The sequence below is a fragment of the Flavobacterium sp. GNP001 genome, assembly GCF_054343775.1.
The window spans coordinates 472,431-493,537 of record NZ_JBTGUX010000001.1; the positions used below are offsets into that span (position 1 = coordinate 472,431).

Annotated in this window: 18 protein-coding genes; all 18 read left to right on the forward strand. The window is 34.3% G+C overall.

Going from position 1 to position 21,107, the window contains the following annotated elements; all coding sequences use genetic code 11:
* Positions 1–97: 97 nt before the first annotated feature.
* Entirely contained in the window at positions 98–718 is a 621-nt protein-coding gene (gene recR / locus ACXX8U_RS01930; protein ID WP_458564358.1) for a recombination mediator RecR, read from the forward strand.
* A 72-nt stretch (positions 719–790) separates the two neighbouring features.
* On the forward strand, positions 791–1,582 hold the full coding sequence (locus tag ACXX8U_RS01935; protein WP_458564359.1) for a polysaccharide biosynthesis/export family protein: 792 nt from the start codon (positions 791–793) through the stop codon (positions 1,580–1,582).
* 15 nt (positions 1,583–1,597) lie between these two features.
* Entirely contained in the window at positions 1,598–4,060 is a 2,463-nt protein-coding gene (locus ACXX8U_RS01940) for a polysaccharide biosynthesis tyrosine autokinase (RefSeq protein ID WP_458564360.1), read from the forward strand.
* An 11-nt stretch (positions 4,061–4,071) separates the two neighbouring features.
* Positions 4,072–5,058 (forward strand): SDR family oxidoreductase, encoded by a 987-nt coding sequence (locus ACXX8U_RS01945; RefSeq protein ID WP_458564361.1) that lies wholly within the window; start codon positions 4,072–4,074, stop codon positions 5,056–5,058.
* A 75-nt stretch (positions 5,059–5,133) separates the two neighbouring features.
* On the forward strand, positions 5,134–6,525 hold the full coding sequence (locus ACXX8U_RS01950; RefSeq protein WP_458564362.1) for a UDP-glucose 6-dehydrogenase: 1,392 nt from the start codon (positions 5,134–5,136) through the stop codon (positions 6,523–6,525).
* 53 nt (positions 6,526–6,578) lie between these two features.
* Positions 6,579–7,049, forward strand: coding sequence for a UpxY family transcription antiterminator (locus tag ACXX8U_RS01955; protein ID WP_458564363.1), 471 nt, complete (start codon positions 6,579–6,581; stop codon positions 7,047–7,049).
* Positions 7,050–7,137: 88 nt separating this feature from the next.
* Complete coding sequence (gene rfbB, locus ACXX8U_RS01960; protein ID WP_458564364.1) at positions 7,138–8,184, forward strand: dTDP-glucose 4,6-dehydratase; 1,047 nt, start codon at positions 7,138–7,140, stop codon at positions 8,182–8,184.
* Positions 8,185–8,642: 458 nt separating this feature from the next.
* Positions 8,643–9,926, forward strand: coding sequence for a nucleotide sugar dehydrogenase (locus ACXX8U_RS01965; RefSeq protein ID WP_458564365.1), 1,284 nt, complete (start codon positions 8,643–8,645; stop codon positions 9,924–9,926).
* A 50-nt stretch (positions 9,927–9,976) separates the two neighbouring features.
* On the forward strand, positions 9,977–10,984 hold the full coding sequence (locus ACXX8U_RS01970) for a mannose-1-phosphate guanylyltransferase (protein ID WP_458564366.1): 1,008 nt from the start codon (positions 9,977–9,979) through the stop codon (positions 10,982–10,984).
* Positions 10,984–11,934, forward strand: coding sequence for a GDP-L-fucose synthase family protein (locus ACXX8U_RS01975; RefSeq protein ID WP_458564367.1), 951 nt, complete (start codon positions 10,984–10,986; stop codon positions 11,932–11,934). Before ACXX8U_RS01970 ends, ACXX8U_RS01975 begins: the two co-directional genes overlap by 1 nt.
* A gap of 51 nt (positions 11,935–11,985) precedes the next feature.
* On the forward strand, positions 11,986–13,119 hold the full coding sequence (gene gmd, locus ACXX8U_RS01980) for a GDP-mannose 4,6-dehydratase (protein WP_458564368.1): 1,134 nt from the start codon (positions 11,986–11,988) through the stop codon (positions 13,117–13,119).
* 159 nt (positions 13,120–13,278) lie between these two features.
* Entirely contained in the window at positions 13,279–14,802 is a 1,524-nt protein-coding gene (locus ACXX8U_RS01985) for an MATE family efflux transporter (protein ID WP_458564369.1), read from the forward strand.
* Between the two features lie 34 nt (positions 14,803–14,836).
* Positions 14,837–15,874: a GNAT family N-acetyltransferase gene (locus ACXX8U_RS01990; RefSeq protein ID WP_458564370.1), complete on the forward strand. Its 1,038-nt coding sequence runs from the start codon at positions 14,837–14,839 to the stop codon at positions 15,872–15,874.
* Entirely contained in the window at positions 15,871–16,422 is a 552-nt protein-coding gene (locus tag ACXX8U_RS01995; RefSeq protein WP_458564371.1) for a hypothetical protein, read from the forward strand. The genes ACXX8U_RS01990 and ACXX8U_RS01995 overlap by 4 nt, the downstream gene beginning before the upstream one ends.
* Positions 16,422–17,153 (forward strand): carbohydrate deacetylase, encoded by a 732-nt coding sequence (locus tag ACXX8U_RS02000; RefSeq protein WP_458564372.1) that lies wholly within the window; start codon positions 16,422–16,424, stop codon positions 17,151–17,153. Before ACXX8U_RS01995 ends, ACXX8U_RS02000 begins: the two co-directional genes overlap by 1 nt.
* The gene (locus ACXX8U_RS02005; protein ID WP_458564373.1) at positions 17,153–18,967 is read left to right on the forward strand and encodes an acyltransferase family protein; all 1,815 of its coding nucleotides are present in this window, start codon (positions 17,153–17,155) and stop codon (positions 18,965–18,967) included. Before ACXX8U_RS02000 ends, ACXX8U_RS02005 begins: the two co-directional genes overlap by 1 nt.
* 3 nt (positions 18,968–18,970) lie before the next feature.
* A complete protein-coding gene (locus ACXX8U_RS02010; protein WP_458564374.1) occupies positions 18,971–19,990 on the forward strand; it encodes a glycosyltransferase family 2 protein in 1,020 nt (339 codons plus the stop codon).
* Entirely contained in the window at positions 19,987–21,099 is a 1,113-nt protein-coding gene (locus ACXX8U_RS02015; protein WP_458564375.1) for a glycosyltransferase, read from the forward strand. Before ACXX8U_RS02010 ends, ACXX8U_RS02015 begins: the two co-directional genes overlap by 4 nt.
* Positions 21,100–21,107: the final 8 nt, after the last annotated feature.

A 21,107-nucleotide genomic window follows, 5' to 3' on the forward strand; every position in this document is an offset into this window, starting at 1 on the left:
ATAAATTGTAAAATACTTGTCTTTTGGTTGTTGGCGCTAGGCTAATGCTTGGGCTGTAATTCAGATAAAAAGCAAACAAATTGCTATCTTTGTAGCTATGGAATTCTCTTCAAAATTAATAGAAAAAGCAGTTAACGAAATTTCACAATTGCCTGGTATTGGTAAGCGAACGGCACTACGATTGGCTTTGCATTTGCTAAAACAACCCAAAGATCAAACCGTTTTTTTGTCGCAGGCATTATTGTCTATGCGTGAGGATATTCAATACTGTGAGAGTTGTCATAATATTTCAGATCAATCGGTCTGTGAAATTTGTTCCAATAGTAATAGAAATCATCAACTCATTTGTATTGTCGAAGACATACGTGATGTTATGGCTATTGAAAATACAGGACAATTCAAAGGTATTTATCACGTTTTAGGAGGTAAAATATCTCCAATTGATGGAGTGGGGCCTAGTCAGTTGAATATTACTTCGCTTGTAAATAAAGTAAAAGAAGGTTTGGTTAGCGAAATTATCTTTGCCTTGAGTTCCACGATGGAGGGTGATACCACTAATTTTTTTATTTACAAACAAATAGCTCACTGTAATATCATTGTTTCAACAATTGCAAGAGGGATATCGGTAGGTGATGAATTAGAGTACGCTGATGAAGTTACCTTAGGGCGAAGCATATTACATAGAGTCCCTTTTGAAAAATCCTTAAAAAATAATTAGATTCCTAAATACCAAAACAGACTTTTTATATCCTAAATGAAAAGCTATATTTGTGTTAAAAAATAAAATATAATGAGCAAATCTGCACTTTACTTGTTCTTTGTTGTGAGTATCATGCTTACTTCGTGCATCTCAACCCAAGATTTAATTTACTTACAGCAAAAAGATAAAACAACCCCTACATCTCAAATTACTGCCGTAGAGGGAAAACCTTATCGCTTGCAGGTTAATGATGTTATTCGATTAAATATAAAAACTATTGATCCTAAATTAGCCCAGCTATTTAGTACAAACAACGATGGTGCGGCGGCAAGTCAATCTGAAGCGGGCTTGTATTTTGATGGTTTTACAGTAGATGATCATGGCAATATTCGTATTCCTGTTTTAGGAGAGATGAATGTGATTGGTTATACGCTCGAGGAAATCAGAGTGCGTATCGAAAAACAGTTGTTAGCAGAATATTTTAATAAAGAAGCCAATTTATTTGTTACCGTGAAGTTGGCAGGACTGCGTTTTACCATTAATGGCGAAATTGGTGGTCCTGGTACAAAAACTATTTATCAAGAACAGGTTAATATCATGGAGGCTATTGCAAATTCTGGTGATATAACTATAACCGGCGATAGAAAAGCTGTGACTATAATTCGTAAAACCCCGACGGGCGTGCAAATAGGTGATATAGATTTGACGGATATCAATGTCATGAATTCTCCGTATTACTATTTACAACCAAATGATTTTATCTATATTAAGCCATTGAAACAAAAAGTTTGGGGAACCGGGAAAACAGCTTTAGAGTCTTTCGGAACTGTCATGACTCTTTTTTCTGTGATTTCTACTGTTTTTTTACTACTTAAAAATTAATACCACAACAACAGCATGCTAGATATAAAGGATTTTGCGGTTTTTGAAAATCAAGTTAGTTTTGATTTCAAAGGTTTTTTAATAAAAATTGGAAGCTATTGGAAGTGGTTTTTAATCAGTTTGCTAATTACTTTTACTGTGGCCCATCAAGTAAATATTCGAAAAGAAAAAATTTACGGGATGGAAACCATGATTTCAATTAAAGAAGAAAATAATCCTTTATTCACCTCAAATACTAGTTTAACCTTCAATTGGGGAGGCACATCAGATCAAGTTCAAACTATTGCTACGACTTTACAGTCAAGATCTCATAATGAACTTGTAGTTGATAAATTGCAGTTTTACATTAGTTACTTAACACAAGGCGAATACAATTTAATAGACGCTTACGGTGCAACGCCTTTTTATGTTAATATCGACAAGTCAAAAGGTCAATTGGCTGGAGCAAACATTGCCATAAAATTTATTTCTGAAAGCGTTTATGAAATTCGCATTCCTTTTGAGGGTACTAATGCTTCAATGATTACTTATGCAAATAACACGTATAGCAATACAGCTGTACAAGAGGGAGAATTTGTCAAAAGATACAAAGTAGGACAACAAGTCAATTTACCATTCTTAAATTGGAAATTAGAAATCAAAGAAAATCCAGGTCTGTACAAAGGCAATGAGTATTTTGTGCGATTTAATGATTTTGACGGCACTGTGTCTGGATACAAAGGAATCAATGTGCAGTCTAGTGAAAAAAGTAGTTCGATCATTACATTAGGTATGCAAGGTACCAATAAAGCTCGAATGGTAGAATATCTCAATGCTACTGTTAAAATGTTGATTAGTAGGCAGCTTGAGGATAAAAATCGTTTTGCTACCAATACGATCGCTTTTATTGATAGTACTTTGATTGCAATGGAAGCACAGCTTAAAGAAACCGGAAATGAACTCAAATCGTTCCGAAAAGGCAAAAACATGTTCGATGTAGAAGATGGTGGTGCCAAGTTTTCAGAAAAAATTTCAGAATTCGATCTAAAAAGAGATGAAGTAAACCGAAAGTTAGCCTATTATAACTCTTTGAAATCCTACCTTAAAAGCAGTGTCAATTACGCCAAACTTCCTGCGCCATCTGTGGCAGGTATTGATGATCCCAACATTGTGGCAAATGTCTCGCGATTAATTGCATTATCTACCCAACGCTCAGAAATGGCGTATGCTGTTAAAAGCGAAAAAATATTTCAGGATTTTGACAATCAAATGGAGGCCATAAAAAATGTTTTGTTAGAGAATATTGCTACTGCAAAATCAGCGCTGCAATATGATTTATCCATTGTTAATAGCCAAATAAGTGAGACAGAAAGTACAATAAAAGCACTTCCGGAGGATCAGCAAGAACTCATAAAAATCAAGAGAAAATATGACTTAAGCGACAATATCTACAATACTTTTTTACAAAAAAGAAGTGAAGCCGATATCGTTAAGGCAGCTAATTTATCTGATGTGCATTTTATAGATCCCGCCAAGGATATAGGTGGAGGATTAATTGGTCCTAAAACTTCGGTGAATTATGTTTTAGCACTCTTTTTAGGCTTATTGATTCCGTTGATATTTGTATTCATCATTTTCTTTATCAATAATTCGGTACAAAACAGTGAAGATATTAATAAGTTAACTAAAATTCCGTTGATCGGAATCATTGGTGTTAATAAAGAAAGTAGCAATTTAGCTGTATTTGATAGGCCTAAATCAGCTTTGTCCGAGTCGTTTAGAGCTATCCGTTCTTCTTTACAATTTTTATACAAGCAACAAAATCTCAATGGAGCCAAAACCTTGATGATTACCTCTTCTGTCAGTGGGGAAGGAAAAACGTTTTGTTCGATAAATATTGCCACTGTATTTGCGCTAAGCGAGAAAAAAACGGTTGTTATTGGTTTGGATTTACGAAAGCCAAAACTGGCAAGTGAATTTAATTTAACTAACGAAGTAGGTGTAGTAAACTACTTAATTGGTCAAAAAACTATACCCGAAATCATTAATAAAACTCATATTCCGTACCTCGATGTTATTTTGTCAGGTCCAGTACCACCTAACCCAAGTGAGATGATTATGAGTCAGGGTATGAAGGATTTAATTGAATCGTTAAAAAAAGAGTACGATTATATAATACTTGATACTCCACCTGTCGGATTGGTGTCAGATGCTCTTGAATTAGCACAATTTTGCGATGTTACGTTGTATATTGTTCGTCAAAATTATACCAAAAAAGAAATGATCTCATTGTTGAATAACCGAGTAAAACGCGGTGAGTTGACAAATGCTAGTATTGTTCTTAACGGTCTCGAAAACAAAGCTAAATATGGTACGGGTTATGGCTATGGCTACGGTTACGGCTATGGCAACTATGGCAACGGATATTATGAAGAGGAGAAAAAGAAAAGTGTTTACCAAAAGGTAGCACAAAGAATATTGAAAAAAGGCAAAAAATAAATCCGCTAATTATGAATCAGCAACAACAAGAAAGCATACTGATCACTGGCGGTGCAGGATTTATAGGATCCAACCTTTGTGAGTATTTTTTGAGCAAGGATTACAAGGTTGTCTGCTTAGATAATTTTGCAACAGGACACAGGCATAATTTAATAGCCTGTTTAGATAATCCTAATTTTACGTTATTAGAGGGAGATATTCGAAACCCTGATGATTGTAATGCTGCAGTTCAAGGAGTAAATTATGTATTGCATCAAGCAGCTTTGGGATCGGTACCAAGATCAATTAATGATCCTGTTACAACCAATGAGGTTAATGTTAGTGGTTTTTTAAACATGTTGGTTGCGGCGCGTGATGCAAAAGTAAAACGTTTTGTTTATGCAGCTAGTTCTTCTACTTATGGAGATTCGTCTGCTTTGCCAAAAGTTGAAGAAACGATTGGACAGCCATTATCGCCTTATGCAATTACAAAATATGTGAATGAATTGTATGCTACTATTTTTAGTCGTACTTACGGTTTAGAAACTATCGGATTACGATATTTTAATGTTTTTGGACGAAAGCAAGATCCTAATGGTGCTTATGCGGCTGTTATTCCAAAATTCGTACAGCAATTAATTCGATACGAGAGCCCGATAATTAACGGTGATGGAACATATTCTAGGGATTTTACCTATATCGATAATGTAATTCAAATGAATGAACTGGCTATGCTTAGCCAAAACCCTGAAGCAATAAATACGGTTTACAATACTGCTTTTGGTGACCGCAATACGTTAAATGATTTGGTAGAATATTTAAAAAGATATTTAAGTACGTACGATCCCGAAATAGCCAATGTACAAATAAAGTACGGTCCTGAAAGATTGGGTGATATTCCACATTCATTAGCAAGTATTGATAAAGCTAAGGAGTTCCTTGGTTATGACCCTCAATTTAATTTAGAAAAAGGCTTAAAAGAAGCAGTAGATTGGTATTGGAAAAATCTACAAAAATAAAAAAGTTATTCAAGTAATCCCATCAAAAGAAAGATTCGAGTAAATGAGGGATTTAAATGTTACAAAATAAAGAAAATGAAAGTTACTAAAATATGTTGTATTGGAGCTGGATATGTAGGAGGGCCTACTATGGCAGTTATAGCCCAAAAATGTCCCCACATTCAGGTTACGGTTGTTGATTTAAATCAGGAGCGCATTGCTGCCTGGAATGATCCCGATACTAAAAACATACCAATTTATGAGCCTGGATTAGATGCAATTGTTGCTGAGGCAAGAGGTAGAAATTTATTTTTTTCTACTGATGTGGATAAAGCTATCGAAGAGGCACAACTGATTTTTATTTCTGTAAATACGCCAACCAAAACTTACGGAAAAGGCAAAGGTATGGCAGCTGATTTGAAATATATTGAGCTTTGCGCCAGACAAATTGCTAGGGTAGCAAAGGATAATAAAATAGTAGTTGAAAAATCAACACTGCCAGTTCGCACTGCCGAAGCTATTAAGAGTATTTTGGACCACACTGGTAATGGTGTTCAGTTTCAAATTTTATCTAATCCTGAGTTTTTGGCAGAGGGTACAGCGGTTCAAGATTTATTGCAACCAGATCGTATTTTGATTGGTGGCGACACCACTTCTGAAGGGCAAAAAGCTATTGATGCGCTCGTAGAAGTATATGCAAATTGGGTTCCTACAGAGCAAATTCTAATTACAAATGTTTGGTCATCAGAACTTTCGAAACTTACTGCAAATGCTTTTTTAGCACAACGTATTTCTTCTGTTAATGCCATGTCTGAACTATGTGAAAAAACAGGCGCTTCAATTAATGAAGTAGCAAAGGCTATTGGGATGGACAGTCGAATTGGTCCAAAATTCTTGAAAGCTTCAGTTGGTTTTGGAGGATCTTGTTTTCAAAAAGACATTCTTAATTTGGTGTACATTGCCAAGTCGTATGGTTTACACGAAGTGGCAGACTATTGGGAGCAAGTGATTATCATGAACGATCATCAAAAAAGACGCTTTTCAAGCCGAATTGTTCAAACCTTGTATAATACAGTTTCAGATAAAAAAATTGCATTTTTAGGTTGGGCTTTCAAAAAAGATACAAACGATACTAGAGAATCAGCTGCAATTTACGTGGCAGATGATTTAATAAATGAGCATGCTCAAATCGCGGTTTTTGACCCAAAGGTATCAGCTAAAAAGGTTTTAAACGATTTGAATTATTTAGAAACTAGAACTGCAGATCAAAATGCAGCCTATGTGAGGTCCTTTGAAAATCCTTATGAAGCGTGTAAAGATGCACATGCTATTGCAGTTTTAACCGAGTGGGATGAGTTTATTCACTACGATTGGCAACAAATTTATGATAACATGCAAAAACCGGCTTTTATCTTTGATGGTAGAAATTTACTAAACGAAGAGCAATTGCGTAATATTGGGTTTGTTTATCAATCGATTGGTTCATAAGTAAAAAGCTAACTAGCCGCACAAAGCTTCATTGGCATAAATTATATTTACACATGAATTGGTATGTAGTGTATACAAAACCGAAAGGAGAAAAGAAAGTATCTTTGCAATTGCAAAATAGAGGTATAAATTGCTACTGTCCTGTCGTTGTTCAGAGCAGGCAATGGTCTGACCGAAAAAAGAAGGTAGATATTCCTCTTTTTAATTCGTACGTTTTCGTACAATTGTCAGAAGAAAATCGTCACTTAGTGTTTGATGTGCCTGGCGTGGTAAGATATTTATTTTGGTTGGGCAAGCCAGCGATTGTTCGAAATGAAGAAATAGAAACGATCCAAAATTGGTTGCAAGTTGCACAAGAAAATGAAGTAACGCTGACACAGCATCAAATTGGAGATTGTATTCAAGTGCCAACAGGGCCATTTACGGCGCAAAGTGCGGTGGTACAGGACATTAAAAAAACACACTATGTTCTAGTGCTCGAAGGTATGGGGTGTGTTTTAAAAATGAAAATTCACAATCAATAATGCTCTAGCGTCAGAAGGAGTTTTAGCAAAAATCAAGTTAAATGTGGTCCCTAAAAAGTCCTATTCAAAACATAAGAATTAAGAAGAAATGAAGAAAATTTTAATAACAGGAGGAGCTGGTTTTATTGGGTCGCATGTGGTGCGCTTGTTCGTTAACCAATATCCACAATATGATATTTATAATTTAGATGCTTTGACCTATGCCGGAAATTTAGAAAATTTGTCTGATATTGAAAAAGCACCGAATTACAATTTTGTAAAAGGAGATATTGCCGATGAAACTTTTGTAAACTCTTTATTCGAGGAACATCAATTTGATGGAGTGATACATCTAGCTGCTGAATCGCATGTAGATCGTTCTATTACTGATCCGCTTTCTTTTGTAAAAACGAATGTCTTTGGTACTGTTCACTTATTAAACGCTGCTCGTAAGCAATGGGCGAATAACCAAGAGGGCAAGCGTTTTTACCACATTAGTACCGATGAGGTTTACGGATCATTAGGAGCAGAAGGATTGTTTACTGAAAGTACAGCGTATGATCCAAACTCACCTTATAGTGCCAGTAAAGCAAGTTCAGACCATTTTGTTCGTGCCTATGGCGAAACCTATCAATTACCTTATGTATTAACCAATTGTTCTAATAACTACGGCCCTAATCATTTTCCTGAAAAGTTAATTCCGTTGTTTATTAATAACATCATTAATAACAAACCTTTACCTGTATATGGTGATGGTAATTATACTCGTGATTGGTTATTTGTGGTCGATCATGCTCGAGCAATTGATCTTGTTTTTCACCAAGGTAAAAATCACGAAACATATAATATAGGTGGTTTTAATGAGTGGAAAAATATTGATTTAGTACGCTTGTTGTGTACCATTATGGATCGAAAATTAGACAGATCAGAAGGTACTTCTGCAGGCTTGATTACTTATGTAAAAGACAGACCTGGACATGATTTACGCTATGCAATTGATGCCTCTAAAATTAATAAAGAATTAGGTTGGGAGCCGTCAGTGACTTTTGAACAAGGTTTAGAGCAAACGGTAAATTGGTACTTAGAAAATGAAAAATGGTTGCAAAGTGTCACTTCGGGTGATTATGCTTCTTATTACGAAAAACAATATAAATAGGTAAGTAGTTCTTTTTAAATTACGTAGAAGGGTTGATTTTTTTAAGGTTAGAAAACTTTAAAAAAATCAACCCTTTTTTAGTTGTTTGAGATGAGGCAAATGAGTTTTGCTTTTTTAAAGTGCAGTCTTTTTTTTACCATCAAATATGAAGAAGTCTATCTATAAATGCGCTATTCTAGCTATATTTGCTCTCTGAAACAAGCAATTCTTATTCCTTTTAATGGGAGTAAGGATTGCGAAGCGGTGCTTTTTTGTGAGCGAAATGCGGTCTAAGTTGGAGTAATAGTGTTGAAAAACAGTGTGTTTGATTTTTTTTTAGATGCATTCAATTTGGTTTTTTAATAACGACAACTGTTTTAAGAAATATCTCATAGATAATGAATCCGCTGTTTTAGAAACAATATAGCGACAGATTTCATCAAAAGTATTTTTCTTTTTTATAAATACATTTTAATAACATGGGTTTACCAATAAAAATTGCAGTAATCGGATTGGGTTACGTAGGCTTACCGCTCGCCAGACTATTTGCTACAAAATACAGTGTGGTTGGTTTTGATATCAATCAGAGTCGAGTAGGCGCTTTGCAATCTGGTATAGATACTACTTTAGAAGTTTCGAACAGTGCGCTTCAAGAAGTATTGTTGACAAATGTGTCAGATCAAGTGGGATTGTATTGTACCACAGATAATTCCTTTTTGGAAGCTTGTAATTATTATGTGATTACTGTACCAACACCAGTAGATAAAAACAACAGACCCGATTTACGACCTTTATACGCATCGAGTGCAACAGTTGGTAAAATGCTCAAAAAAGGAGATATTGTAGTGTATGAATCTACAGTTTTTCCGGGAGCTACTGAGGAAGAGTGTGTACCAGTTTTAGAAAAACATTCTGGATTAAAATTTAATGTCGATTTTTTTGTGGGGTATTCACCTGAACGCATTAATCCAGGAGACAAAGAACATACAGTTGATAAGATCCTTAAAATAACTTCGGGATCCACGCCAGAAATAGGTCTTAAGGTAGATGCTTTGTACAAAAGTGTCATTACCGCAGGAACGCATTTGGCACCAACCATTAAAGTAGCCGAAGCAGCCAAAGTAATAGAAAACTCTCAACGAGACATCAATATTGCTTTTGTAAATGAGCTGGCTAAAATTTTTAATTTAATGCAAATTGATACGCAGGCCGTGTTAGAGGCAGCGGGAACAAAGTGGAATTTTTTACCCTTTAAACCTGGTTTAGTCGGAGGTCACTGTATTGGTGTTGATCCGTATTACTTAGCTCAAAGAGCACAAGAATTTGGTTATCATCCTGAAATCATTTTAGCGGGTCGTAGACTTAACGATAGTATGGGCGATTACGTAGCCTCACAAATTGTTAAATTGATGATTAAGAAAGAAATAACAGTTCATGGCTCCCAATTATTGCTATTAGGTATTACCTTTAAAGAAAACTGTCCCGATGTACGCAATACTAAAATTGTAGATGTTGTCAAGGCTCTTGCTGATTATGGCATTGCAATCACCATTTATGATCCGCTAGCAGATCCAATTGAAGTGCAACACGAATACAAGCTAACAACTACTAGAACACTGCCTGAGAATAAATTTGATGCCGTTGTTTTGGGAGTGGCACATCGTGAATTTCTTCCTATTGAGTATGCACAGTTGCAAAAAGAAAATAGCGTGTTGTATGATGTGAAAGGCGTTTTAGGAACTGCAGCTGACGGAAAATTATAAAACAATTCGTTTTTTTTAAAAGCGATTATACAAATAATAGTTACATAACTATGGAAAATAAATCAACTGTCACACATGTGATTTTAACTGGAGGAGTAGGAAGCAGGTTATGGCCTTTATCCCGAAAAAGCCAGCCCAAACAATATTTAGAGTTATTTGAAGGCAAGTCGTTATTCGAAATGACGGTCGAGCGCAACCGCAATTTGGCAAATCAAATTATGGTGGTTGGTAATATAGATAACTGCCATCTCAGTAAAAATGTTTTAGATAAAGTAGGAACTTCTTATATTGATATTGTAGAAGCTACACCACGAAATACTGCAGCAGCAATTGCTTTTGCTGCTTTTGCATCAGATCCTGAGGCTATTTTAATTGTGACACCTTCGGATCATATTATAGCAAACTCTGAAGCTTATGAAGCTGCCATTACTGAAGCAGTTGAAAAAGCTTCTAATGGGCACATTGTAACCTTCGGAATATTACCTACTAAGCCAGAAACGGGTTATGGTTATATTGAGCGCAAAGGAGACACAGTACTTTCTTTTCGAGAAAAACCGAATCAAGTGACGGCACGCGAGTTTATTGCACGTGGTAATTTTCTCTGGAACAGCGGTATGTTTTGTTTTAAAGCGAGTGTTTTTTTAGCAGAATTACAAGCATTCACTCCTGAGGTTTACGAAAAATCAAAAATAGCATGGGAGGCCAACAAAGCTGGACAACTTGACTTAGAACTTTCTTTGGAGATTCCTTCTATCAGTATCGATTATGCGGTGATGGAACGAAGTAAAAAAATCAAAGTGGTAACATCGGAGTTTTTATGGTCTGATTTAGGTTCGTTTGAATCGGTTTATGACTATTTGCACAGTAACGGTCATCCAGTAGATGCTAATGGGAATATGGTTATTGGAACTACTAATTTCACCGCTTTTGTAGGTTTAAAAAACACTATTTTTGTACATACTGATTCGGCTACTTTAATCCTTCAAAAGGACTGTTCGCAGGATGTGAAAAATATTTACAACGCGTTGGAACGTGAAAACCCAGCACTTTTGCAGTAATGGAAAAAAATAGCAAAATTTATATTGCTGGTCACAAAGGAATGGTTGGGAGTGCCATTTGGCGCGCTTTAACAGCTAAAGGCTATACCAATTTAATAGGCGCTGCAAGTGCTGATTTAGATTTGCGCGATCAAATTGCAGTTCAAACATTTTTTTCGAAAGAACAACCCGAAATCGTAATTGATGCAGCGGCTCGCGTAGGTGGAATTTTAGCCAATATGACAGCGCCTTATGAGTTTTTAATGCAGAATCTGCAAATTCAAAATAATTTAATCGACACTGCCTTGCGTACTAATGTGAGTCAGTTTGTTTTTTTAGGGAGTTCTTGTATTTATCCAAAAATGGCGGCACAACCCTTGAAGGAAGAATACTTACTTACCGATTATCTAGAGTCTACTAACGAATGGTATGCGATTGCAAAAATAGCAGGAGTAAAAGCCTGTGAAGCCATTCAAAAACAATACGGCAAAGCTTTTTTTAGTTTGATGCCAACAAATTTGTATGGGAGTTATGATAATTTCGATTTGAATAGCTCGCATGTATTACCCGCGATGATTCGTAAATTTCACGAAGCCAAAATCAATAGCAGTCCATCGGTTGGTTTGTGGGGAAGTGGTAAGCCTTTGCGTGAATTTTTATATGTAGACGATTTGGCTGCTGCTGTTGTTTTTGCATTAGAAAACAACATGACAGAATCATTTTATAATGTAGGGACTGGTACTGATCTTTCTATTAAAGATTTGGCAGAGACCATTAAAAGAATTGTTGGTTATACGGGAACTATTACCTGGGATGCTAGCAAACCAGATGGTACGCCTAGAAAATTGATGGACGTATCGAAAATGAAGGAGATGGGCTGGAAAGCGCAAGTTGACCTCGAAACAGGTATTCAAAAAACATACGAATGGTATCTTGACAATCAGGAAACCGTTCAACAAAGAAGTAATTAGAAACAATTACGATAGGGTAGACACAATAAAATCTGCTAAAAAATAGCAATAATGAAAGTAGCATTAGTAACAGGTATTACAGGTCAAGATGGCGCATATCTAGCCGAACTTTTATTAGATAAAGGATACATGGTTCACGGTATCAAGCGCAGAGCTTCGTCGTTTAATACTACGCGAATCGATCATTTGTATCAAGATCCACACGAAAAAAACCAGCGCTTTAAATTGCATTATGGTGATTTGACTGATTCTATGAATCTTACGCGAATCATTCAGGAAACGCAACCTGATGAGATTTATAATTTGGGTGCTATGAGTCATGTAAAAGTGAGTTTTGATATCCCAGAATATACTGCTAATGCAGATGGAATAGGAACGCTACGTATGTTAGAAGCGGTGCGATTATTAGGTTTAGAGAAAAAAACCCGAATTTATCAAGCCAGTACTTCTGAATTGTACGGATTGGTACAAGCGGTACCACAGTCTGAAACGACACCTTTTTATCCACGTTCGCCTTATGCGGTTGCTAAAATATATGCCTATTGGATTACTGTAAATTACAGAGAGGCTTACGGAATGTTTGCTTGCAATGGTATTTTATTCAATCACGAATCACCTTTGCGCGGAGAGACTTTCGTTACCCGTAAAATTACACGTGCCGTGGCACAAATTGCTTTAGGTCAGCAAGATATTTTATACATGGGTAATTTAGAAGCACAGCGCGATTGGGGTCATGCCAAAGATTATGTAGAGGCCATGTGGCGCATTTTACAACAAGAAAAACCAGAAGATTTTGTGATCGCTACCGGAATTACAACCAAGGTGCGTGACTTTGTACAAATGGCTTTTGCTGAGGTAGGTTATCACCTGCGTTTTGAAGGCGAAGGAGTTGACGAGATTGGAGTTGTGGCTGCTATTGATACTGAACGTTTGCAAGCAATTCAAATAAAAAATCAAAATAAATTAGTAATAGGAACAGTCGTGGTGCGTGTAGATCCCACTTATTTTAGACCAACCGAGGTTGATTTACTTTTGGGCGATCCCACAAAAGCGCAACAACAATTAGGGTGGAAACCTAAATATACACTTGCCAGTTTGGTTCAAGAAATGGTGGCTGCTGATGTACTTTTGTTTCAACAAGAGTTGCAGCTGAACGCTAATCGTGCTGACACAGACTTCGATTAATCCTGACTATTTACAAATAATTGAAAAGAACATTTTAGTTGTTTTTCGAATTTTACGCATTCACAAATTGTTTTAAACCGCAGCGCATTGTCAAATACAGTGCTTCAATGGATTTATTTGTCCAATTCATTCTAGTATATTAAAAAGAGATAAATTTATATGTCAAGTTCCAAAACTATTGCCAAAAACACGCTAATACTCTACATTAGGATGTTTTTCACTATGGCAGTTTCTTTATACACATCACGTATAGTCTTAACTACTTTGGGCGTTTCTGATTTTGGAGTATATAGTATTGTGGGCGGTATTGTTTCTTCTTTTGGATTTATTAATGCATCTATGGCTAATGCTACGCAGCGTTTTTTATCATTTGCGCTCGGAGAAAATGACTTTGTTAAGTTAAAAAATACTTTTAGCGCCAGTCTTACCTTGCATCTTTTTATGGCCATAGTGTTTCTTATTTTGGCAGAAACTGTTGGATTGTGGTTTTTGAATACTAAGCTAGTAATCCAACAAGATCGTTTGTTTGCTGCGAATGTCGTGTTTCATTTGTCAGTTCTTACTTTTGTCGTAGGAATTATTCAGGTGCCTTACAATGCTTTATTGATTGCCAAAGAGAAAATGGATGTGTTTGCCTACATGAGTATTTTTGAAGTGTTTTTAAAATTAGTTATTGTTTTTCTTTTGCCAATCATTGTATACGATCATTTGATTGTTTACGCTGGTTTGTATTTGCTCGTTTCTGTTATTATTAGAATTTCTTATAAAATGTATTGCACTCGAAACTTTGAAGAGAGTCGATATGTTTTTTATTATGACAAACCGCTGTTCAAAAAGTTGTTATCCTTTTCTGGATGGACAATGTTTGGTAGTATGTCGGTAATCGCAAAAAATCAAGGAATTAATGTCTTATTGAATATCTTTTTCGGCACAGTGCTAAATGCTGCTTACGGAATTACAATGCAGGTTTTATCGGCAGTTAGTATCTTTTTAATCAATTTGCAAGTTGCTTTTCGTCCTCAAATTATAATGAATTATGCCAATGGTAATATTTCAAACTTTCAAGATATTGTTTATAAAAGTTCTAAGTTTTCGTATTTTTTAATGCTTGTTATTATTTGTCCACTTCTATTAAATTTAGAATTTGTCTTGAAATTGTGGCTTACTATCGTACCCGATTATGTGGTGCTGTTTGTAACCTTATCGTTAATTAGTCTTTTGATAGATTCGGTTTCCGAGCCGTTAATTATTGCCAATCAAGCTACAGGAAATGTAAAATGGTTTCAAATTATTGAAGGAACCTTGATTATATTGAATGTTCCGATATCGTATGTGCTATTAAAAATCAATGCCAATCCATTAACCGTATTTTATGTTTCTATGGTGCTTAATTCTATTGCCTTATTTGCTAGAATTGCCTTGGTTAGAAAAGTCATTGACGTGAAACAGTTTTTTGTTGTTACACTATTCAGAGTTTTTTTAGTTTCGGCGCTAGTCTTTAGTGTAGTTTATTTTGTTAGAATTTATTTGGGCAAGTCGAGTACTATTTTTGCATTTATCACACAAAGCAGCATTGTTTTTTTTAGTAGTATTGTCTTTATTTTACTTTTGGGAATTGAATCTTCTGAACGCAATATGCTGATTAATTTTGTGAAAGGAAAGATAGCCACGTTTAAAAAATAAAGCCAACTAACTAGCTGTATTATTTGATTGTAAAATGAAAGAAATCAATATTCAATATTACCACTCCTTTACTCAGATAGCTCCTATTTGGAAGCAATTGAATAAAGTTGTTCCGCCTTCTTATTTTTGTACCCTTGCATGGCATAAAATTGTAAGACGTTTTTTAAAAGCCACTTTTTTAACTCAGAAAACAAATCGAATAGTTTATTTTACGGTGCGCGAATCTAGTTCAGATAACGCCATATTAATGCTGGGTTTTTTCTTTATTAAACAAACCAAAGGAACTAAATCGATACAATTTACTCAATTACTTGGGCCATCGGATTATTATGATTTTGTTTATGCAAAGCCTGTTTCTGCTTCTTTTTTAAAAGATTGTATTTCTAAAATAGCTCACGATCAAAGATGTACTACTTTTAGTTTTTCGCATATCAAAGAAAGTTCTGCTTTGTATGAGGCTTTACAGCTCTTTGGAACTCTTCAAATGGATTCTTTAGATTGCGTAGCGCTAGAACTAAATTCTAGTTATGAGGAACATTATCAGTCGCTCAGCAAAAATGCCCGACAGAATTTACGAACAGCTCATAATCGGATTTTAAAAAATGGTGTTCGCAACGAACTTTTATTTTTGAACCAACAAGATGCCGACGCTATTGATTTTAATTTACTCAAAGCCATTTACAAAGAGCGTAGTGCTTCTAAAAATCAAGCAGTACATTGGAAGTCAAAACTGTATAGGTTTTTAGATGATCCTTTAAGCAAAAAGTTAGACTTGTTTGACTTAGAAGAAGTAAAAAATACCGACTTCGTAGTAGGTATTTTAAAACTAGATGATGTGATTGGAGCTTATTTTTTTGGGCTTAAAAATGGTGCAGTAGTAGAAATAAATAGAGTCGCCATAAACCACAACTTAAAATTTTATTCGCCAGGTATGATCTTGTTAGATGCTTTTGTTAAATTGGCCTACGAGACAGGCATTCAAACTATTGATTTGACTGTTGGAGATGAGAAATACAAGTACGATTTAGGAGGTAAAACACATAAAATCTTTAATATAAACGGCACATTTTGATTGCACTACTTCATAAAATAAAAGGTAAGATTGATTATCTAACCAGAAAACTTACTTTGTTTGTTTGGGATGGATTTAGTATAGATGCTTCTTCAATTAATATTGAAACCGATTTGCAATATTCTGAGTATAGTAATATTACTAGTTTAGCATCAATAAATTTTAAATATGACACGTTAGTTCTTGAGGAACGATTTTTAGAACATCATATTTTGTGTGTGTTACAAGATTCCAAAGGCCTGGTGGCGAGTTACGGTTGGTACAATCATTCAGGATCTCATTATTTAGGTGAGTTGGACTTAACGATGAATTTGCCACAAAAATTTAGTGTTTTATATGATTTTCAGACTTATGAGCGATACAGAGGTAAAGGACTTTATCCTTATTTATTGCACAAAATTTGTAGTCGCGATGCTACCAAAAAAATTATTTATGCATTTCCAGATAATAAATCAAGTTGTAAGGGGATTCTAAAGGCTAATTTTAAAGTCGTAGGTACCTTATCAGGAATGAACAAACAAATGTATAGTAAAATGATAACAAGATAATGGCTAGAATATACTTTAACGCAGATGATTTAGGATTGACACATGGCGTTAATCTTGGTATAGTGGAATGTTATAAAAATGGCGTGGTGAATAGTGCTTCGCTAATGACCACCACACCTTATTTTGAAGAGGCTGTTTCTTTAATTCAAGAGCATGGATTGCAAAACATTGGTTTGCATTTTAATTTAACTGAATTCCCTCCATTATTACCTGGCCACAAAACAATAGTAGATGAAAAGGGTGTTTTTATTAGATCTATTTGCGATAAAGAAAATGTCGATTTAAAAGAAGTAGAAGCCGAATTGGAGGCGCAATACCAACGTGCACTTGCCGCTGGTGTGCTCATTACGCATTTTGACAGTCACCATCACGTACACATGAGTGAATTGTTGAAAGGGGTATTCTTAAAATTAGCTACTAAGTATCGAATGCCTTTACGAAAAGTAGCAAATGGATACCGAAACCCCATAAAATGGTTGAAACATGATTTGTTGTTTAAGAAGCATCAATTTTACACGGATTCGTTTACTTCTCAGTTTTATGACGAAGCAGTTTCAGAAACAGTTTTAAAGGATATTATAGAAAAAGCAAAGGGCAGTATCGAAATCATGTGTCATCCTGGTTATGTAGATGCAGAAAATGGCGTATACAATGCGCAACGAAAAATTGAAGTGGATGTTTTGACCAGCGAAAAAATCATTAATTTAATAAAAATTGTGAATAAAAGATAATGAATTTACGGTTAGATATTCAAGGACTTAGAGCTGTAGCAGTGGTGTCCGTAATTATTTTTCATATTCAAAACAAGTGGTTACCGGGCGGTTTTGTTGGTGTAGATATGTTTTTTGTTATCAGTGGTTATTTAATTTCTAAAGCACTAATTAAACAAACAGATGCGCATACTTTTAGCTATTTTGATTTTATCATCAATAGAATAAAACGAATTGTACCTGCTTATTTTATAATGTGCTTAGTCAGCGCTTTTATTGCAATACAATTATTTATTCCCAATGATCTTGAAGCTTTCTTATATAATTTAAGGCGAGGACTTCTCTTTACTTCTAATCAAGTGTATGCAACTGCTACGGATTATTTTGGAGCAAAAAGTTTTGAAAATCCATTATTGCATACTTGGTCATTAAGTATAGAAATGCAATTTTATATTTTCTTGCCAATTCTATTTATGATTTTACCAAGAAGGTTTTATAAATGGATTTTGGTAATCGGCACTGTACTTTTATTATTTTACACACAATACCAATTGCAATTTGATGTAAACAAGCAAGGTGTTTATTTCTCTACCATTGCTCGAATTTCAGAATTTGTTATCGGCATACTTTTAAATTTCATTCCAACATCACATCGTGTTTCTAGAGGTATTAAATCTATTTTATCAATTCTAGGTGTTTTAGTATTACTTCTAAGTTTTACTTTTATTGATGAGCATTCAATTTTTCCGGGTATGTTGGCTGTCCCTGCTTGTTTTGGAACGGCGCTTCTTATTTGGTTGGAGGATACTAAAATTAACCAAGTATTAGGTACTAGATTGGTTGTTTTTATTGGAACAATTTCTTACTCATTATATTTATGGCATTGGCCGATTCTTGCTTTTTACAGGTATTACTTTGCTAAATACGACTTGACTTTGTTGGAAGTTTTTTATTTGGGAGTTATTATAGTGGTAATCTCAATATGTTCGTACTATTATATTGAAGAGTTTTTTAGAACAACGAAAAAAAATAAACTCAATATAGGATTAGCATTTCTTAGCTCTTTATTAATTGGTACTTGGTATTTTTCAAAAATTCATAATCAGGATATTCAAGATTTTCAAAGACCTTACACAAGTGCAAGTGGTTTTGATATTGATAAAATTGCCAAAAGAGACTATTTTTTGTTGGGTAATTCAAAGAAATCAGATGATAAGATCTTACTAATTGGTGATAGCCATGCAATGGTAATGAGTGGTTTTTTAGATGCAGTTGGACAAAAAAATGATTTTAATTTTTCAACGTTAGCAATAAATAATGTAGTACCCTTAGAAGGGATCGAAGCACGGTTTGTTCCATCTTCGTATAAAAAAGAGTATTTAGAAGCCATACCTATTGCAAACGAATTGATTTCAAAATCACGCATCATTGTTTTGGTAAAAAATTGGAGCGGCGAAACTGCATATTTTAGGTCAGTTCTACAAAAATTGATTGCTAAATTAAGAACTAATCAACACCTAATATTAGTATCTGATTTTCCTAAATTAAATGAAAATCCTGTTAGAAAGTATCGTTCGGTGGTTAAGAAAACAGGTTTTAAATTAGAAAAAATAAAATTTCCTACAATGCCTTATGGCGTACAAGAAATTATTGACAAAAATCCTAATGTGCATTATTTGGATATTAAAAACAAAAAATTTTTTAAGAATGCACCTTATTTTAATGATACTTTGATGTATTATGATGAGGGGCATTTAAATCATTATGGTAGTGTTCAATACGCGAAATTTGAAGGAAACAAAACAGCTGAATTAATCAATAAAATAAAAAAGTAACCATTGCTTACAGAAAAAAGTAATTTAAGGGAAAGTGAGAGTCATATCTTAATTTCGATAATTATTCCTTGTTATAATATTGCGCCCCATATTGCACAATGTATTGACAGTGTTCTTACACAAACATATTCCAATTTTGAATTGTTATTGTTAGATGATGGCTCGATCGACGGTACTTTAGATATTTGTAAACAGTATGCTGGGCAAGATACTAGAATACAAGTTTATGCACACGATAATAAAGGAGTAAGTTACACCAGAAACAGAGGTATTGAGTTGGCCCAAGGCGACTACATTATGTTTATTGATGGCGATGATTATGTGAAACCTGACATACTTGAACAGTTTGTTTTGAAAAACAAGAAAGATTCTTGGCCAATGTGTGGAATGTTTTTGGTAGATGGATCTCACATTGTAGAGCGCGAAAATTATCAAGAATTATTATCTAGAAATCCCCAAAAACGAATTGAATATTCTAATTTATTTACAATTATCACGCATCATAATTTTAGTACGCCATGTTGTAGGTTGTATGATAAAAATATTTTGATTGAAAATAAAATAAGATTTTTTGAGAACATTTCTTACCAAGAGGATTTAATATTTAATTTAGAATACTGTCAACACATTACATCAGTTCTCTTGCTTGATTATTATGGTTACTACTATGTTAAACATCCGACGTCATCAACTGCAAGATTCCATAATAAATTTGACCATGTAGAATTGCTGTTTGACTTATTAGAAAAAATGCCGCAAAATGAAGAGTCTGCAACTACAATAAAAAAAATCATTTTGGATACGATCTTAAAAAAATTGGCAAATATTTTTCATAAGACCTCTCAAAAAACATTTACTGAAAAACGAAAGGAAATTCAAGAGATATTTAATTCCAATTACTTTCAAAACATAATTGATTTTATACCAAAATCGTCAATTAGTTCAAGTTATAAATTTTTGTTGGGTACCAAAAATAGTAGTGTTGTGTTTTTATTCCTTTACCTAAAATTTAGATTATTATGATAGTCATCCACTGTTGCCAATATGCAGCACCATATAAAGGAGCATTTATTAATTCTTTACAAAGACTCGAGGAATTAAATCAAGGCAAAATGGATTTTGTTTATGTTTTTCCAGAAGATACCAAAGCAACGCCTTGGGTTAATAAATTTATGGATGATCATAAAGTTTTTTTTACGAAAAAAGATGTAAGAAAATCGTCTGAAGTGTTATTGGAAATCTTTAAAAATGTGAGGCCTACAATTGTGCATACACATTTTGATGGATATGATATTCCAGTAACTCAAGCTAAAAATAAATACTTGAGAGCAACAAAAGTTGATGTTAAATTGATTTGGCATTTACATAATACTATTGAATACCAATCCAATTTTGTAAAACGTTGTTACCAATTTTTTGTCTTTAAATACCATTATGGTTTATTGGCAAAGAAAGTTAATATTGTCTCTGTGAGTAAAGGTATGGTTACATTCCTTAATAAATTTAGTAATAGAAATCGACTTAGCCTTAGCACTGACGTTATTCCTAATGGGGTAAAGTTACCTGAAAATGTATCTTTTAAGTTTCATAATGATAGTCTGGTTTTTGGAGCATTTGGAGGTAGAAATGTGCAAAAAAGAATTGATTTACTGTTAGAAGCATCTGCTAATTTAATCATGAAAGGCTTAAACTTTCGCGTAGTGATTACAAAAGGTGTCGATACAAATGAAATCGTAAATAAATTTTTTGCGGGGGAACAACCTGAATGGTTAACTTTAATTGATCAAACGGATGATATCGGTAATTTTTTCAATATGATTAATTGTTTTGTTTCAACATCCGCACATGAAACATTTTCCTTCGCTATTTTAGAGGCTACATTTTATAATGTACCAGTACTGCAGTCAGATATCCCTGGTACGATATGGAATGCTGATAGACCTTCAACATTTTTGTTTGAATCACTAAATAGTAATAATTTGAGTGAAAAAATGGAGGAAGTTTTATTACTTAAGCAGGAAAAACTATCGGAATTATGTTTAAAGACCAAAGAAATCAATAGGATGCAGTATGATGTTGATATTTGGTGTGCTAAAATAGGAAGTTATTACAAAAAAATTTCTAGTAAATAATTTAGTCT

Excerpts from the sequence above, each read along its gene's own strand:
- recR (WP_458564358.1), top strand. The coding sequence starts at position 98 with ATGGAATTCTCTTCAAAATTAATAGAAAAAGCAGTTAACGAAATTTCA.
- ACXX8U_RS01935 (WP_458564359.1), top strand. The coding sequence starts at position 791 with ATGAGCAAATCTGCACTTTACTTGTTCTTTGTTGTGAGTATCATGCTT.
- ACXX8U_RS01940 (WP_458564360.1), top strand. The coding sequence starts at position 1,598 with ATGCTAGATATAAAGGATTTTGCGGTTTTTGAAAATCAAGTTAGTTTT.
- ACXX8U_RS01945 (WP_458564361.1), top strand. The coding sequence starts at position 4,072 with ATGAATCAGCAACAACAAGAAAGCATACTGATCACTGGCGGTGCAGGA.
- ACXX8U_RS01950 (WP_458564362.1), top strand. The coding sequence starts at position 5,134 with ATGAAAGTTACTAAAATATGTTGTATTGGAGCTGGATATGTAGGAGGG.
- ACXX8U_RS01955 (WP_458564363.1), top strand. The coding sequence starts at position 6,579 with ATGAATTGGTATGTAGTGTATACAAAACCGAAAGGAGAAAAGAAAGTA.
- rfbB (WP_458564364.1), top strand. The coding sequence starts at position 7,138 with ATGAAGAAAATTTTAATAACAGGAGGAGCTGGTTTTATTGGGTCGCAT.
- ACXX8U_RS01965 (WP_458564365.1), top strand. The coding sequence starts at position 8,643 with ATGGGTTTACCAATAAAAATTGCAGTAATCGGATTGGGTTACGTAGGC.
- ACXX8U_RS01970 (WP_458564366.1), top strand. The coding sequence starts at position 9,977 with ATGGAAAATAAATCAACTGTCACACATGTGATTTTAACTGGAGGAGTA.
- ACXX8U_RS01975 (WP_458564367.1), top strand. The coding sequence starts at position 10,984 with ATGGAAAAAAATAGCAAAATTTATATTGCTGGTCACAAAGGAATGGTT.
- gmd (WP_458564368.1), top strand. The coding sequence starts at position 11,986 with ATGAAAGTAGCATTAGTAACAGGTATTACAGGTCAAGATGGCGCATAT.
- ACXX8U_RS01985 (WP_458564369.1), top strand. The coding sequence starts at position 13,279 with ATGTCAAGTTCCAAAACTATTGCCAAAAACACGCTAATACTCTACATT.
- ACXX8U_RS01990 (WP_458564370.1), top strand. The coding sequence starts at position 14,837 with ATGAAAGAAATCAATATTCAATATTACCACTCCTTTACTCAGATAGCT.
- ACXX8U_RS02000 (WP_458564372.1), top strand. The coding sequence starts at position 16,422 with ATGGCTAGAATATACTTTAACGCAGATGATTTAGGATTGACACATGGC.
- ACXX8U_RS02005 (WP_458564373.1), top strand. The coding sequence starts at position 17,153 with ATGAATTTACGGTTAGATATTCAAGGACTTAGAGCTGTAGCAGTGGTG.
- ACXX8U_RS02015 (WP_458564375.1), top strand. The coding sequence starts at position 19,987 with ATGATAGTCATCCACTGTTGCCAATATGCAGCACCATATAAAGGAGCA.